The organism is Butyrivibrio fibrisolvens (assembly GCF_023206215.1).
GTDB classification, from domain to species: domain Bacteria; phylum Bacillota; class Clostridia; order Lachnospirales; family Lachnospiraceae; genus Butyrivibrio; species Butyrivibrio fibrisolvens_C.
Map to the genome: position 1 here is coordinate 1,687,548 of NZ_CP065800.1, position 14,235 is coordinate 1,701,782.

At 39.3% G+C, this 14,235-nt stretch carries 11 protein-coding genes and 1 pseudogene; 11 read left to right on the forward strand and 1 reads right to left on the reverse strand.

All coding sequences use genetic code 11. The features are described 5' to 3' along the window. Nucleotides 1-551 precede the first annotated feature (551 nt). Nucleotides 552-2,309 carry an EAL domain-containing protein gene (locus tag I7804_RS06905; RefSeq protein WP_248405626.1) on the forward strand — a complete coding sequence of 586 codons (1,758 nt, stop codon included), beginning with the start codon at nucleotides 552-554 and terminating at the stop codon, nucleotides 2,307-2,309. A gap of 137 nt (nucleotides 2,310-2,446) precedes the next feature. On the opposite strand, the gene I7804_RS06910 is transcribed toward I7804_RS06905, so the two are convergent. Then, the gene (locus tag I7804_RS06910) at nucleotides 2,447-3,295 is read right to left on the reverse strand and encodes an alpha/beta hydrolase (protein ID WP_248405628.1); all 849 of its coding nucleotides are present in this window, start codon (nucleotides 3,293-3,295) and stop codon (nucleotides 2,447-2,449) included. Nucleotides 3,296-3,532: 237 nt separating this feature from the next. Here I7804_RS06910 and I7804_RS06915 point away from each other — a divergent pair, with 237 nt between their 5' ends. The 10 genes and pseudogenes from I7804_RS06915 (at nucleotide 3,533) to I7804_RS06960 (ending at nucleotide 14,213) form a co-directional block, all read left to right on the forward strand. Next, nucleotides 3,533-4,222, forward strand: a complete 690-nt coding sequence (locus I7804_RS06915; RefSeq protein ID WP_248405630.1) for a hypothetical protein — start codon at nucleotides 3,533-3,535, stop codon at nucleotides 4,220-4,222. A 49-nt stretch (nucleotides 4,223-4,271) separates the two neighbouring features. Next, nucleotides 4,272-5,198, forward strand: a complete 927-nt coding sequence (locus I7804_RS06920; protein WP_248405632.1) for a DUF1848 domain-containing protein — start codon at nucleotides 4,272-4,274, stop codon at nucleotides 5,196-5,198. 93 nt (nucleotides 5,199-5,291) lie between these two features. Next, nucleotides 5,292-6,323 (forward strand): hypothetical protein, encoded by a 1,032-nt coding sequence (locus tag I7804_RS06925; RefSeq protein ID WP_248405634.1) that lies wholly within the window; start codon nucleotides 5,292-5,294, stop codon nucleotides 6,321-6,323. A gap of 48 nt (nucleotides 6,324-6,371) precedes the next feature. Beyond that, nucleotides 6,372-6,824, forward strand: coding sequence for a thioredoxin-dependent thiol peroxidase (gene bcp, locus I7804_RS06930; RefSeq protein ID WP_022759185.1), 453 nt, complete (start codon nucleotides 6,372-6,374; stop codon nucleotides 6,822-6,824). Between the two features lie 289 nt (nucleotides 6,825-7,113). Further along, nucleotides 7,114-9,233, forward strand: a pseudogene (locus I7804_RS19260) (glucose PTS transporter subunit IIA). A gap of 92 nt (nucleotides 9,234-9,325) precedes the next feature. After that, on the forward strand, nucleotides 9,326-10,087 hold the full coding sequence (locus I7804_RS06940) for a PRD domain-containing protein (RefSeq protein ID WP_248405635.1): 762 nt from the start codon (nucleotides 9,326-9,328) through the stop codon (nucleotides 10,085-10,087). Nucleotides 10,088-10,370: 283 nt separating this feature from the next. Continuing rightward, entirely contained in the window at nucleotides 10,371-11,135 is a 765-nt protein-coding gene (locus tag I7804_RS06945) for a LytR/AlgR family response regulator transcription factor (protein WP_248405637.1), read from the forward strand. A 22-nt stretch (nucleotides 11,136-11,157) separates the two neighbouring features. After that, nucleotides 11,158-12,558 (forward strand): sensor histidine kinase, encoded by a 1,401-nt coding sequence (locus tag I7804_RS06950; RefSeq protein ID WP_248405639.1) that lies wholly within the window; start codon nucleotides 11,158-11,160, stop codon nucleotides 12,556-12,558. Between the two features lie 207 nt (nucleotides 12,559-12,765). Further along, the gene (locus I7804_RS06955; RefSeq protein WP_022759571.1) at nucleotides 12,766-13,749 is read left to right on the forward strand and encodes a hypothetical protein; all 984 of its coding nucleotides are present in this window, start codon (nucleotides 12,766-12,768) and stop codon (nucleotides 13,747-13,749) included. 161 nt (nucleotides 13,750-13,910) lie between these two features. After that, entirely contained in the window at nucleotides 13,911-14,213 is a 303-nt protein-coding gene (locus tag I7804_RS06960; RefSeq protein WP_248405642.1) for a LytR/AlgR family response regulator transcription factor, read from the forward strand. The last annotated feature ends 22 nt before the right edge of the window (nucleotides 14,214-14,235 follow it).

A 14,235-nucleotide genomic window follows, 5' to 3' on the forward strand; every position in this document is an offset into this window, starting at 1 on the left:
ATAGCGGCTTCTTTTTGTTGCACAAGACCTACAAATTCATTTGCCGGTCGTAAGAACATGGAGCACTAAGTGCGGAATGTTCGTGTGCGAAATCGAGTAGGAGTCAGCCTACTCGATATGTGCGCCTAGCGGCGCACGCATATTTGACAAGTGCGAAGTCAGTTACGTACATATAAATCTTAATCAATTAAGTAACAGTATGAAATAATATGTGCGCATATATTGTTTGCACATTTATATGCCGATAGTAATTGTAAGACTGTGTATTTATGAATACATGCAAAAATAATGTAACTCCCCCTGTAAAGGCTTTTGGGATACTGGTTCGTCCAAGAGGGAAGTAATGTAAATAATGCCTGCGCCGGTAAAATTTAACGTAATACAGCCAGTTACTTTACCAAGGAAAGAAGAATACTATGTGGAATTATAGTTATATATTTCCAAGTTTTTTAATAATGATCGTATTTGTTTTATATTGGTTTTATATACCCAGGATCAACATTGGTCTTAACAGGGTGTTTATTCAGCTGATTGTATTCGAAATGATAGTTATGATTTCAGATATAGTATCGTCTGTGGCAGATGAGAATTACTTTATGTACCCAGACTGGCAGCTGTACGTTATTAACGACTTGTACTTCGTATTCTTTTTTGCAATGGCATATCTTTTTTATCTATTAACAATGTATTTGTTAAAGCTTCACAGAAACCGTATGGAGCTGCTTCACTGGGTGATGATAATCCCCTTTGTTACAGCCATTATTTTAACGATCACAAGTAATTGGACACATTTTGTTTACTATATAACAGATGATGGATATCAAAAGGGCTCTGTATATGACTATGTAGTTTATTCGTGCTTGTTATTCTATGAAGTTATTTCTTTTGCAGTTTTAGTGATATATAGGAAGAATATGCCCAATATCACAAGACTTCTTGGAGCTATGGGGTTCAATTTCACTATTCTTATGGGGACTGTTGTCAGGTGGATGTTCCCAAGATATCTGCTTATGGATACCTTCTGGCTTATAGCAATCATTATCATCTATCTGTCATTTACTAATCCTGATTTTTACTATGATTCCAAAACAGATGTATTTAATTCGGAAGCATTGACGTATTATGTTGATGAGATCAGATCATTCAGGTACAAGAGGTATATAGCCGTAGGACTTCATAATTACAAGGAGTTAAGGGAGGTATATGGCGCATCTAGTATGGATAAGGGGCTCAAGCTCATAGGTTCATATTTCAGAAATAAATACAAGAATCTGATTCCTTTTTACTCAAAAGAAGGAAGATTTGTACTTATCGGTAACAGAGATATAGAAGCAGATAAGATCATAGATCAGATCAATCAAAGGTTTAAAGAGTCATGGAATTTTAAAGATACTAAGATGTATTTTGAACTTGATTTCGTTATGACTGATGAAAATATGACTATAGAATCTCCCGAAAGGCGTCTTGAAGTCGGAATGGTTATACTGGCAGACGATATAGAGCTGGTACCCGGTAATGTTCGCTATGTTGAAGATGCTGACGTAGAGAGAGTAGAAAGGGAAGTGTATATAAGAAAAACTCTGAAATGGGTCATTGAACATGAAACAGCAGAAGTATATCTACAGCCGATAGTTAGAGCTGATAATCATCAAATAATAGGTGCCGAAGCCCTTGCAAGGATAAGGGACAAGGATGGCAACAGGATCATGCCAGGCGAATTTATAAGAGTCGCAGAACAAAATGGTGCCATCAATCAGATGGGTGAGCAGATATTTAAAAAGACTTGTGAATATATCAAAGATAACGATCTTGAAAAGATGGGTATATCCTGGATCAATGTTAACCTTTCACCCACGCAGTTTATGAACAACTCGCTTGCTTTTAAATATAATTCGATCATAGAAAAAAGCGGAATAGATGTAGGTCTCATACATCTTGAGATCACAGAAGATGCTATGGTCGATCAGATGGTACTTTTGCGTCAGATTCAGGCCATGAAAGAACGGGGATTTAGATTCGTACTTGATGATTATGGAAAGGGGTATTCAAATCTTGACAGGCTAAAAGATATACCATTTATAAATATCAAGATAGATATGGCTATAGTCAGGGATTATTGTAACAATCCTGACGGTCTTCTTCCAAGCCTGGTGCAGACTTTCAAGACTATGGGATTTACTGTAACAGCTGAAGGTATTGAGACTAAGGAGATGGCTGATGAGATGTACAAGATAGGATGTGATTATCTTCAGGGATATCTGTTTTCACCTCCTGTTCCTATAGAAGAATTTGCAGACATATTAAAATAAACAGTACTGCTATATGAGAAGTTATTAAGATATGATAAGTCCGGCTGAAAAGTCGGACTTATTATTTAAATTTATGACGATAAATTAGATGTGGTATGTTTTGCGATATTGGTTGTGACGTGGATGATCTTAGCATATTATTTGAAGAATACTTGCAGTGCATGGTATAAGTGAAGCTGCCATGCTTTTATGTCATGTATGCCGCCCGGAATTACGTAGAATGAATAATTCTTTTCCGGGATGAGAAGTTCTGAAGCTTTTACAGCTCTTTCCATGATATCCTTGTGTTCTTCATAGGCGATATCCTTGTCTCCGTTACCACAGAACATATATTTTAGTTCGTAACCTTTTGACTTACCATCTGTAAGTGTCTTACAGATTCTGTCTACTTCTGCGTCTCGATCACCAAAAGGCCCGCAGCAGCCTGAGAATGGTCCGTACCATGCAAATAGATCGAAGTTATTATAAAAAGCTGCACGGTAGGTTGTCATAGAACCAAGTGAAAGACCTGCAAAAGCGCGGTGGTCTCTTGTCTTGATCAGATTATCTTCTGACACATCACCTTCTGTATAGCATGCATATTTTTGTTCTATAAAAGGAATAAGATCATTACGAAGTTCATGTTTGAAGTTCTCACATCTTGACTCGTCATGTGTATGCTGATCCTCTTCATCGTGATAGAAAGTAGGTGTTACGATTATGCATGGATCGCAGATCTTATCAGCAATCATATTGTCAAGAATCGTTACCGTGTCCGGGAAATCCTTGAACCAGTAATTGTGATTGCATCCGCCACCGTGTAAGAGATACAGAACATTATATTTATTGTTTTCATTATAACCATACGGAAGGTATACCAAAGCTTTCTTGTGAAGAGGTCTTGAATCCTCACCATAAGTCTGCGATTCATATTCGGCAACTTCTATACGTCCCCTGTTTGTAGCCTGTTCCAGCATTTTTGCCGGCATTTCATAGATGTAGTCCATACCCTTTTTTCTCCTTCTTGTGGTGTCTGTAATTTTTTGTCTATAAGGCCTTATAACAGCCTATACCCTATAGATGTAATTATAGCGAAGTAATAAAAGCATTCTCTATTCATTTTTTTACATATAATTCTCAAAAAGTGCGCTTTTTGACCTATCTTTGTTGAAGTACAGGTGGGAAGCTTATAGAATGGTAGTGATGAATTAAAAATCATGCTTAAAGATTGAGAGGTATATAAGATGAAAAAAAGCGTAAGATTGTGCATAGCAATAGTTATTTTGGCAGTATCATTATTTTTCTTTTTCGGAAAAGTAATCCAGTTTGATTTTGAAACCAGCATAAGAGAAAATATGATATCTGAAATGATCGCTGAAATCACAGGCGATGAAGACTTAATGGAAGAGGATCTGTCTATGAAGGAAGCAGTTGATGCTGCTATCGAGGCTATAGATGATGGCATGGCAGATGATTCTATGGAAGAAATCCTTGATGATAATGATGATTTTGAAGAAGGTCTTGATGATCTTAAGGGGATTATTAAGACTATAAGAGATAGCGGATTGTCATATATGGAGCTTGGCAGACTTATGAACTTCATGAACAAATATGACAGTTTTCTTTCATTACCATCTGAAGATCAGGCTACTGTAAACGGAATTAAAATTTTTTCCTATATTATGGTTGGACTGGCATTATTCTGGGCAGTAGTTGGCGTACTCCTTGCACTTGCTAATAAAGGCGCAGGTTTTGTATTGTATATGATTCATTCCTTCCTTAATCTTATCGTAAGTATTCTATTAAAATTTATATTTGAAAGCACTAATAGTGATGTGATAGTAACACAGCCTATAGCACCGATATGCAGTTTCGTGATTGCATTGGTTCTTGTTATCTTCTGGTTTAGCACCAAGAAGAAAGTTGTAGAATGATCCCTGGGGACGGAGACAATGGTCTTTTACTATAGCTAAGGAGTTTTACATGATCATCAATACGGGTCAAAGGACTGATATTCCCGCATTCTATCCCAAGTGGCTTGCAAACAGGTTTAAGGAGCAGGTTGTATGTGTCAGAAATCCTTTTAATAAGGAGCAGGTCAGCAGGTACAGACTTAGTCCTGAAACAGTGGATGTCGTCGGATTCTGTTCCAAGAATCCGGCGCCGTTTTTTGAGTATATGGATCTTGTCAAAGAATATGGACAGTACTGGTTTGTTACTATCACTCCCTATGGAAGGGATATCGAGCCGCATGTTCCTGATAAACACAAGATTTTAGAAGATTTTAAAGTACTCTCTGACATGGTCGGTATTAACAGTATAGGTTGGAGATATGATCCGATCCTTGTTAATGAGAGGTATACAGTAGAGTACCATCTTAAGGCTTTTGAGCAGATGGCAGCAGCTCTTAGCGGCTATACCCGGACTGTAGTTATCAGCTTTATTGATCTATATGAGAAGGTTAAGCGTAATTACCCCCAGGCAAGAGCCGTATCAAGAGAAGATAAGTATTATCTTGGCAAAGAGATAATAAAGATAGCCAAGACCTATGGCATGGTTGTAAGACCCTGCGGTGAAGGGCAGTTCTTATCAGAATACGGTGCTGATTGCAGCGGCTGCATGACAATTGCAACTTATGAGAAGGCTATAGGACAAAAACTTATAGTCCCTAATAAGAAGCCTGCAAGAAAAGAGTGCGCCTGCTATCTTTCAGGAGATATTGGAGCTTATGATAGCTGCGGCCATCTTTGCAGATACTGTTATGCCAATAATGATATAGAAGCTGTAAAAAGAAATATGAAACTGAATGATCCGAATTCTCCTTTCCTGATCGGTAATTACAATGAGACAGACGTGATCCATGATGTTGAGATGAAGTCCTATATTGACAACCAGCTTAGCTTCTTTTGAGACATTGGTGACATATCTATTAGCTACTAAAAGTTATAGGCCGATATAACAGAAAAGGAGTTGTGTCGTTCATGTACACGGAGGTAGATGATTATGACCGGAATCAATATTACTTCGCTAGATAGGCAGGTAAAAGACATTGGGCAGGAAATTTACGCTGCGAATAAAACTAATAAGAATGGCAACATGAATTCGATCTCAGGCGCCAATCTTAAGGGTGAGAGTCTGGTAGATCAGCGCCGTGGGCTTGCCAGAAAGCAGGCTCTTAAGGTTGTCTCAGATGCCTTTGGAGGCGAGAAGAAGCTTGATGCACAGATGCAGGGGATCAAGGATGAGATCAAGCGCCTGCAGGATGTGATCAATGAGAAGAGCACTGATACCAGGGACAATGATGCTAAGTTAAAAGAGCTTCAGGAACAATATGGGATAGACCCGGACAGCGAAGAAAATAAGAATCTTGACCAGCTTGCTCTTAAGATGAATCATTCAAAAGACGGTCTCTCAGACGAAGAGATGGGAAAGCTCTCGGAGTATCAGCAGCAGGCTCTTTACTATGTGGCGAAGAATCAGCAGAATGCGCTTGATATCGACCAGGCCAAGGCTCAGCAGGCAGGGAATGTTCAAGGATATGCAGATATGAAAAGAGAACGTCTTAAATCCCAGGATATGCTCAAAGCACAGGATGCTGCTGAGGAGATCATGGAGGCTTCGAATGATGAGACGGTAGCTCTGTTGACACAGGAAATGATCGACAATGTGGATGAAGAGCAGAAGGAGCGCGAAGAAGAGGCAAAAGAGGCTGCAGAAAAGAAGAAAGAAGAGAAGAAGGAAGAGGCAAAGAAGCTTGAAAAAGAAGCCATGCAGCAGGAAATGATCGAGAACATCAAAGAACATGCTACAGAGAGCCAGAGGACTAGCGCCGATGCAAAAAGAGCTGTCGCAAGGCGTGAGCGCGCTGAAGCAGATAATATCGATGCTGATAGTATGCAGAAGATGATAATCTCAGACGGAGCGTCTATGGAGGATACTCAGGATGCAGTTAACCTTGAGATTAACAATATTCTCAACAAGCTGAGTCTTCTATCAAACGATGTAAAAGGAAGTGCTATAGATGATCAGATTTGACCTGGTAGATTGTATAGAACGTAAATTCAATCTCAGAGGAGGATTATTATGTTAGAAGTAGGAACCAAGGCACCTGATTTTGAACTCCCTGATCAGAACGGGACAATGCATTCTCTAAAGGATTATAGAGGTAAGAAGGTTATTTTGTATTTTTATCCTAAGGACAACACTTCCGGTTGTACTAAGCAGGCTTGCGGCTTTTCAGAAAGGTATCCTCAGTTTAGGGAAAAAGGCGCTGTTGTACTTGGAGTTAGTAAGGATACAGTGGCATCGCACAAGAAGTTCGAAGAAAAATATGGCCTTGCATTTACTCTACTAGCCGATCCTGAGCGTAAGGTGATAGAAGCTTACGATGTATGGAAAGAGAAAAAGAACTATGGAAAGGTATCCATGGGAGTTGTCAGGACGACATATCTGATCGATGAAGAAGGAATAATTATCAGAGCTGATGATAAAGTTAAAGCTGCAGATGATGCACAGAAGATGCTTGGACAGCTATAAATAGAGATAGTGAGCTTAATGTCACCTATGACAAGCAGATTCGTAAAAATACCGAAACATCTGCGAAAATATGCAAAATGTATTGACAGTCTAACTAATTCATGGTAACTTCTATTACCGTAGTGTGTAACTTGTAACCAATCAAGGCACGAACTATACATAATAACTTTTAGTATTTATGTGGGTTCGTGTCTTTTTTTATGCCCTAAACCCATCACCAGCATTAAAAAGACAATTTCTAATCCTCATAAATACGCAATAAAAATTTTCATGTATAGGAGAATTAGAAATGAAAGACAAATTATTTGGTGTATTGCAGCGTGTTGGACGTTCCTTCATGCTCCCAATCGCAATCCTTCCGGTAGCAGGTCTGCTTCTTGGAATCGGTGGTTCATTCACCAACACAACTATGCTTGAGACATATGGTCTTACAAGCGTTTTAGGCCCTGGCACAGTAGGTAATGCTATCCTTACTGTTATGAATGAGGCCGGTAACATAGTATTTGCCAACTTGCCTATTATATTTGCTATTGGTGTAGCAATCGGTATGGCAAAGAAAAAGAAGTTGCAGCTCTTGCAGCAGCTATCGCATTCCTTATCATGCATGCTTCAATCGGCGCTATGATCACAATTCACGGTGGTCCTGAGGCCATGCTTGATGGTGCAACAACATCAGTTTGCGGTATCACTTCATTACAGATGGGTGTATTCGGTGGTATGATCGTAGGTCTTGGTGTTGCTTCACTTCACAACAAGTTCTATAAGATCCAGCTTCCACAGGTATTATCATTCTTTGGTGGTACAAGATTCGTTCCTATCATCTCAGGTCTGGTATACACAGCAGTTGGTATTTTAATGTTCTTCGTATGGCCATTCGTACAGCAGGGCATCTACGCAGTAGGTGGTGTTGTTCTTGCTTCCGGCTACGCAGGAACATGGGTATATGGACTTATGGAAAGACTTCTTATTCCATTTGGTCTTCACCACGTATTCTACCTTCCTTTCTGGCAGACAGCTCTGGGTGGTACACTGGAAGTTAACGGTCAGATGATCGAAGGTGCACAGAACATCTTCTTTGCACAGCTTGGTGCACAGAACACAATTGATCACTTTGCAGTATCAGCTACAAGATTCATGTCCGGTAAGTTCCCATTCATGATCCTTGGTCTTCCCGGTGCAGCACTTGCTATGTATAGAACAGCTCTTCCTGAGAAAAAGAAGGAAGTAGGAGGTCTTCTTCTTTCAGCAGCTCTTACATCAATGCTTACAGGTATCACAGAGCCTATCGAGTTCACATTCTTATTCGTAGCTCCGGCTCTTTATGGTATCCACTGCGTATTCGCAGGTGCAGCTTACATGCTTATGCACATCCTTGGAGTTGGTGTTGGTATGACATTCTCAGGTGGTGTCATCGACTTGATCCTCTTTGGTATTCTTCCCGGCAATGCTAAGACAAGCTGGGTATGGGTTCCTGTAGTAGGTCTTGGTTATTTCGTAGTTTACTACTTCCTTTTCAGCTTCCTTATCAAGAAGTTTGACCTTAAGACACCAGGACGTGATGCTGATGAAGAAGTTAAGCTTTACAGACGTTCTGATTACAATGCAAAGAAGGAGTCTGTTTCTGACAACACTTCTGAGAAGATCACTAATGGTCTTGGTGGTAAGGCTAACATCTCAGATGTTGACTGCTGCGCAACAAGACTTCGTATTACAGTTAAGAAGTCTGAGCTTGTTAATGATGCAATGCTGAAGGCTACAGGAGCTTCAGGGGTAGTACACAAGGGTAACGGCGTTCAGATCATTTACGGACCTCACGTTACAGTTATCAAGTCTAATCTTGAAGATTATCTTGAGACAGCTCCAAATGTAGAATATAATGAAGCAAAAGACACAGCTGCCACTGAGGCTAAAAAGGAAACTTCTAATGAGCCTACAGGCAAAGTTGTAAAGACAGTTGTTCTTGGTAGCCCGCTTTCTGGTGTTGCTGCTGATCTTTCAGAGACACCGGATGATGTTTTTGCACAGAAGATGATGGGTGATGGCGCGGTTGTAACTCCTAATGATGGTAAGGTAGTTGCTCCGGCAGACGGAACAGTAGTATTTGTATTTGATACAAAGCATGCGATCGGATTCAAGACAGATGATGATGTAGCTATGCTCCTTCACTTTGGTATAGATACAGTTAAGCTTAAGGGTGAAGGCTTCAATGTACACGTAACTAATGGACAGAAGGTTAAGAAGGGTGATGTTCTTATGGAGGCAGATTTAGATTTCATTTCTAAGAATGCTCCTTCAATTGCAACGCCGGTTCTTTGCACAGAACTTAAGGCTAATCAGAAGCTTCGTCGTATTGGGGATGGCAGTATAAGTGTCGGCGATGATTTACTTGCAGTAGATTTTTACGAGTAAGCATATTTTAGGAGTTTCAAATGTATAGAGTTGAGAAGGTGTTAAATCACAACGCTCTTATCGGAATACCTTAGAATACTACACAGGAATATTTGATTTTGGGCAAGGGAGTTGGATTTGGCAAGCATGTTGGTGAGACAATAGATATCACTGATGACTGCAAGATCTATTCCTTAAAAGAGTCTACAGAGCGTGGAGATAAAAAGGATTTAGCTACTAGTATTGATCCGGTATATCTTGAAATCTCCAACGAATTATTAGATGGGGCAGAGGCAGAATTTAAGATTATCGACAGAGACGTTCTGCTGCCTCTGGCCGATCATATTGAATATGCTGTAAAAAGAAGCAAAAATAATGAACAACTTAGAAATCCCTTGACTGACGATATCAGAGTTCTATTTCATGCTGAGTTTAAAGTTGCAGAAAAGTCCAAAGATATCATATATGATCGTCTGGGCGTAAATCTGACTGATGATGAGATAGGTTATATCGCACTTCATATTCATTCTTCCATTATGGATCAAGCTGTCTCACAGGCTATGCAGATGGCAGAGGCAGTCAGACAGTGCGTCAATCTGGTAGAAGCTGAAACTGGCAAGGGGATTGATATTCAATCATTGTCGTACAATAGGTTGTTGAATCATATTAGATATATGATCGCTCGTACCCTCAAGGGCGAAGTTATAAAATTAGATATGAACGATTATGTTAATGCTATGGCAGCAAATTCATTCAAAATGGCTACTAAAATTTGTGATGAATTAGGTAAGAGTCTTGGTAAAGTAATCGATAGTGCAGAAATCGGATATCTCGCTTTACATATCGAGAGAATTGTTCGTGATGAGATAGATTGATCTGTATAGAAAATAGCTTGCTTATTAATTAGGCAGGCTATTTTTGTATTATGCTTCCGGTAAAAATGCTGATTGGAGAAGCGCTGTTTTCGACTTTTATGAATATTTAAGTTCTATTCATTACAATAAACTGTCCATTCATGACATGAATATATAAAGAGTATGATTCATGATAATATTATAAATATAGTTTAAGTATAAATGCTTACATGGATGTCCGTGCTAAGCATTTTTGTGTTATCAAGGCATATCACCAAACAAATGCGAATTGAGGAAAATGCAAATGGATAAATATCATTTTGCAGTATGTGATGACGAGGAAGTTGTCAGAAGCCTGATTGCCGGTTGGCTTTTAAAGAGCCCATATAAAGGGGTGATAAAAGAATATGATTCCGGGGAAAAGCTGCTCAAAGATATTGATGCCGGAGCGAAGCTTGATATCCTTTTTCTAGACATAGCAATGGGCGAGGCTGATGGTATCGATACTGCAAGAGAACTTGGTAAGAGAGTAGAAAAAAGTGGCAGAAGTATGCGTGCTTCAAGGCCTCTGATAATATATGTCACAGGTATTCCAGACAGGATGGGAGATGCCTTTGGGGTAAGGGCATATGGATACCTGCTAAAGCCTATAACACGTGAAATGTTCGAAGCTGAGCTTCAAAGAGCAGTAGATGAGCTGTCAAGACTGGATGCGCAGATGGTATGCGAGACCATTTATGAGGGAAAGGAAGCTGAGAGCATTACCCTTCAATCTGGGAGAATAACTGTAAATGCAGCCCTTAAGGATATCCTCTATATTGAAAGTAGCGGGAGAAAGACTATGGTCCATTTTAATGATAATACATATGATGTTTACAAAAAGATGGAGGAGTTTGAGAAAATACTGGGTAGATCATTTTTCAGGATTCATAGAGGATATCTGGTAAACATGCAGCATGTCAAGGGGTATTCAAGAACAGAAGTTTATATGGACAATGGTGATTTTCTTTTAATTTCGAAGTATAAGTATCCTGACTTTACCAAAGCATACATGGATTTTATATCATAAAATATTTGGGAGTTGATGGCTTATGTCAAAAGAACTTTTTTCTGTATTTCAGGATGGCTATGGTTATGCCATGATCCTGGTTAGAGGTATATTTCTAGGACTGATGATAAAGACATTTATCAGTGACTCTGTACTTGATAAAAAGAAAAACATAATTCTTTCAGCAGTAGTGACAGTAGAAGGCTTAGTTTTATTTTCTCTACCCATATCAACAAGAGGTATATGGACATATATAAGTCTTATCACGGTTCTTGCTGTCTTCTTTTTCTATAACAGGCAGTATATGCCGCATATCGCTTTTGTATTGCTTCTATGGACCAATGTTTTCTATGTATGGTTTTTGATAAATATAGTGACTAATGACATTTTCAGTGACCTGCTCATAGAGACTTTGAATTATTCATCAGAAAATGTAATGGACGAGATGTATGGAAGGATGGCGTGGCTGTTTGTCATCTCTATTCTTCTTTTGATAGTTTTTTCTATGATCTCGCACTGTATTATTAAAATGATATGCAAAAAGAAATATGATATGTCCTGGACTGAAGCTCTGTATCTGTCTGTCTATTCAATAATCTCTTATTTTATGGTGTACATGATTGCAGAGGTCATGATAGTTCCCTTGGAAAACGAGGTCTTTATACTTTTTGATGAAAAGAAAGATCTAGAATGGATGATGCCAGTTCTGGCGACTCTCATTTTTATAGGTGAAATGTCAGCCATTGCAACATGGCAAAGATACAGAAGATTAAAGGAAGAAGATCTTTTACTTCAGGAACAGGTGCAGGAGCAGGGATATATACGAAAAAAGATAGAGTACACAGAAAAGTATCAGGAACAGATAAGAACGCTCCGCCATGATATGGCTGGAAAACTAATGATCCTGAAAAGCTTTCTGGATGGTGGCAGATATAAAGATGCTTCGAAGTTCCTTAGTGAAATGGATATAGAACTTAGTAGTGGCGCAGTGAAATACTCTACAGGGAATGCAGTTACCGATGTTGTCATAAATGAGGCAGCTGCTATCTGTGAGAAAAAGTCATGCATATTTGACTGCAATTTCTCTTTTACCGAAGATAAAGGAATCACGGCTATAGATATGGCAATTATTCTTAACAACCTTTTGGACAATGCGATCGAAGCCATAACATCTATTCCTGCAGATGAGCGATATATAAGGCTTAGTGGAGCATCAAAGGCTAATTTTTATCTGATCAGAATTGAAAATTCTTATGACGGAGAGGTGATTCGGAATAATGATAATGGAATAATCAGCAAAAAGAAAAATGATCCTGACTTGTGTCCTCATGGCATTGGGCTTAAGAGTGTTGCCAGTATAGCAGAAAAGTATCTGGGAGCAGTAGATATTAAAACAGAAGATAGGACTTTTGAAGTTAAAGTAATGCTGCAAAATGCAAGATGATAACTATTCATTACACCAGAATGTCCGTTCATGCCAAAGCTATTTAATCGCCTCTTTCTAAGGACGATACTTAGTTTGAAAGTGTTACACTTTCAAACCCAAATTGATGAAGCGAGCTCCATCGATTTGAACCATTAGTCACTCGCTTTGCTCGCGACATGAGGTTAAGTTTGAAACAAAGCGTATGTTGATAAAGAGGTGATTTTTATGAAGATAGCAAATAGTGTTGTGAATTCAGGTGCAAACTACAGCTATCAAAAGGATTTGGCAACAACTGGTGCAGGGACTGGCGGATTTTTTGCAGGATTTGTAGAAAAGCATGTTGAAAAAGAAAAAACGGATTACAGAGCATCCGGCAAGGTACAGACAGAGGATGGAAGGCAGATCGAGGTAGATATTGATGTAAGCATGGCAAGAAAAAAAGAACATGAAACTTTCATAGCTATGTCTTCGCCTCTGGATAATCTTTTTGATCCCTTGATCATTAATACAAGTGCGCAGACTTCCGGGCTAAGTGATAAGAAGTTTACATTTGATCTAGATGCGGATGGTAAGAAGGACGAAATCTCCATGACCAAAGCTGGAAGCGGATTCCTTGCCATTGATAAAAACGGTGATGGCAAGATAAATGATGGCAAAGAGCTCTTTGGAGTAAAGAGCGGAGATGGTTTTAAGGATCTGGCGGAGTACGATACTGATGGAAATGGCTGGATCGATGAGAATGATGAGTCGTTTGATAAGCTCAAGGTCTGGAACAAGACAGATGATGGCAAGGATGAGCTAAAGAGCCTCAAAGATTCAGGAGTAGGAGCCATATACCTTGGTGCAGAAAATACTGAGTTCACATTGGATGGTACAGATGGAGTCTTGGACGGTAAGGTAAGAAAGACAGGATTCTTTCTTAAGGAAAACGGCGGGGCAGGAACAATTCAGCATGTTGACCTTGCAATTAAGGGACGTGAGTCAGAGCTATTGAGCTCAGCAGAAAAGCTGGATGAGATTCTTGAGAAGATGCGCAGCGAGAGCTCTCAGAGAAGGCGCAGCAATAATAGTAGTGATAATGCAAGGCGCCGTGCTCAAAGAGAAGCCAGGCAGAAAAAACAGCTCGAAGAACATCAGAAACGTAAAGAATTAAACAAAAAGCTGACCGAAAAAGCCATCGAGCGTAGAAAAGAGCTATATGGAACTTGATGGATACCGTTACCGTCTATTCATTACATTGGTGTTAATTAACTGATTGTTTTGCCGATACAGTTATTAGCAAAGGATCTGCCGGATATCAAAGGAATGAACAATTCCATGATATCCGGCTTTTTGTTTCCTGAGTTATGAAAGGAGGTGTTTATGCACTAATGAGTTTTCCGTTGGTAGAAGGGGATGCGGATTTGAGATACGAGGACATTGTCTTCATTGATACCTGCGGACGGAAATGTGTTTTTCATACTGTAGATGGAAGAGTGTTCCAGATATACAGAAAACTGGATGTTCTTCAGAAAGAGTTTGAAAAACATGGATTTATCAGGTGCCATAGGTGCTATATGATAAACCGCCATTTTGCTGTATCACTAAAGAACTATGTAATTACACTAAGTGATGGGAGTACATTTTCTGTTTCAAGAGCACGATATGGGGATGTAAAAGAAAAACTATTATGACCACTTGGCCCTTTACGGAGAG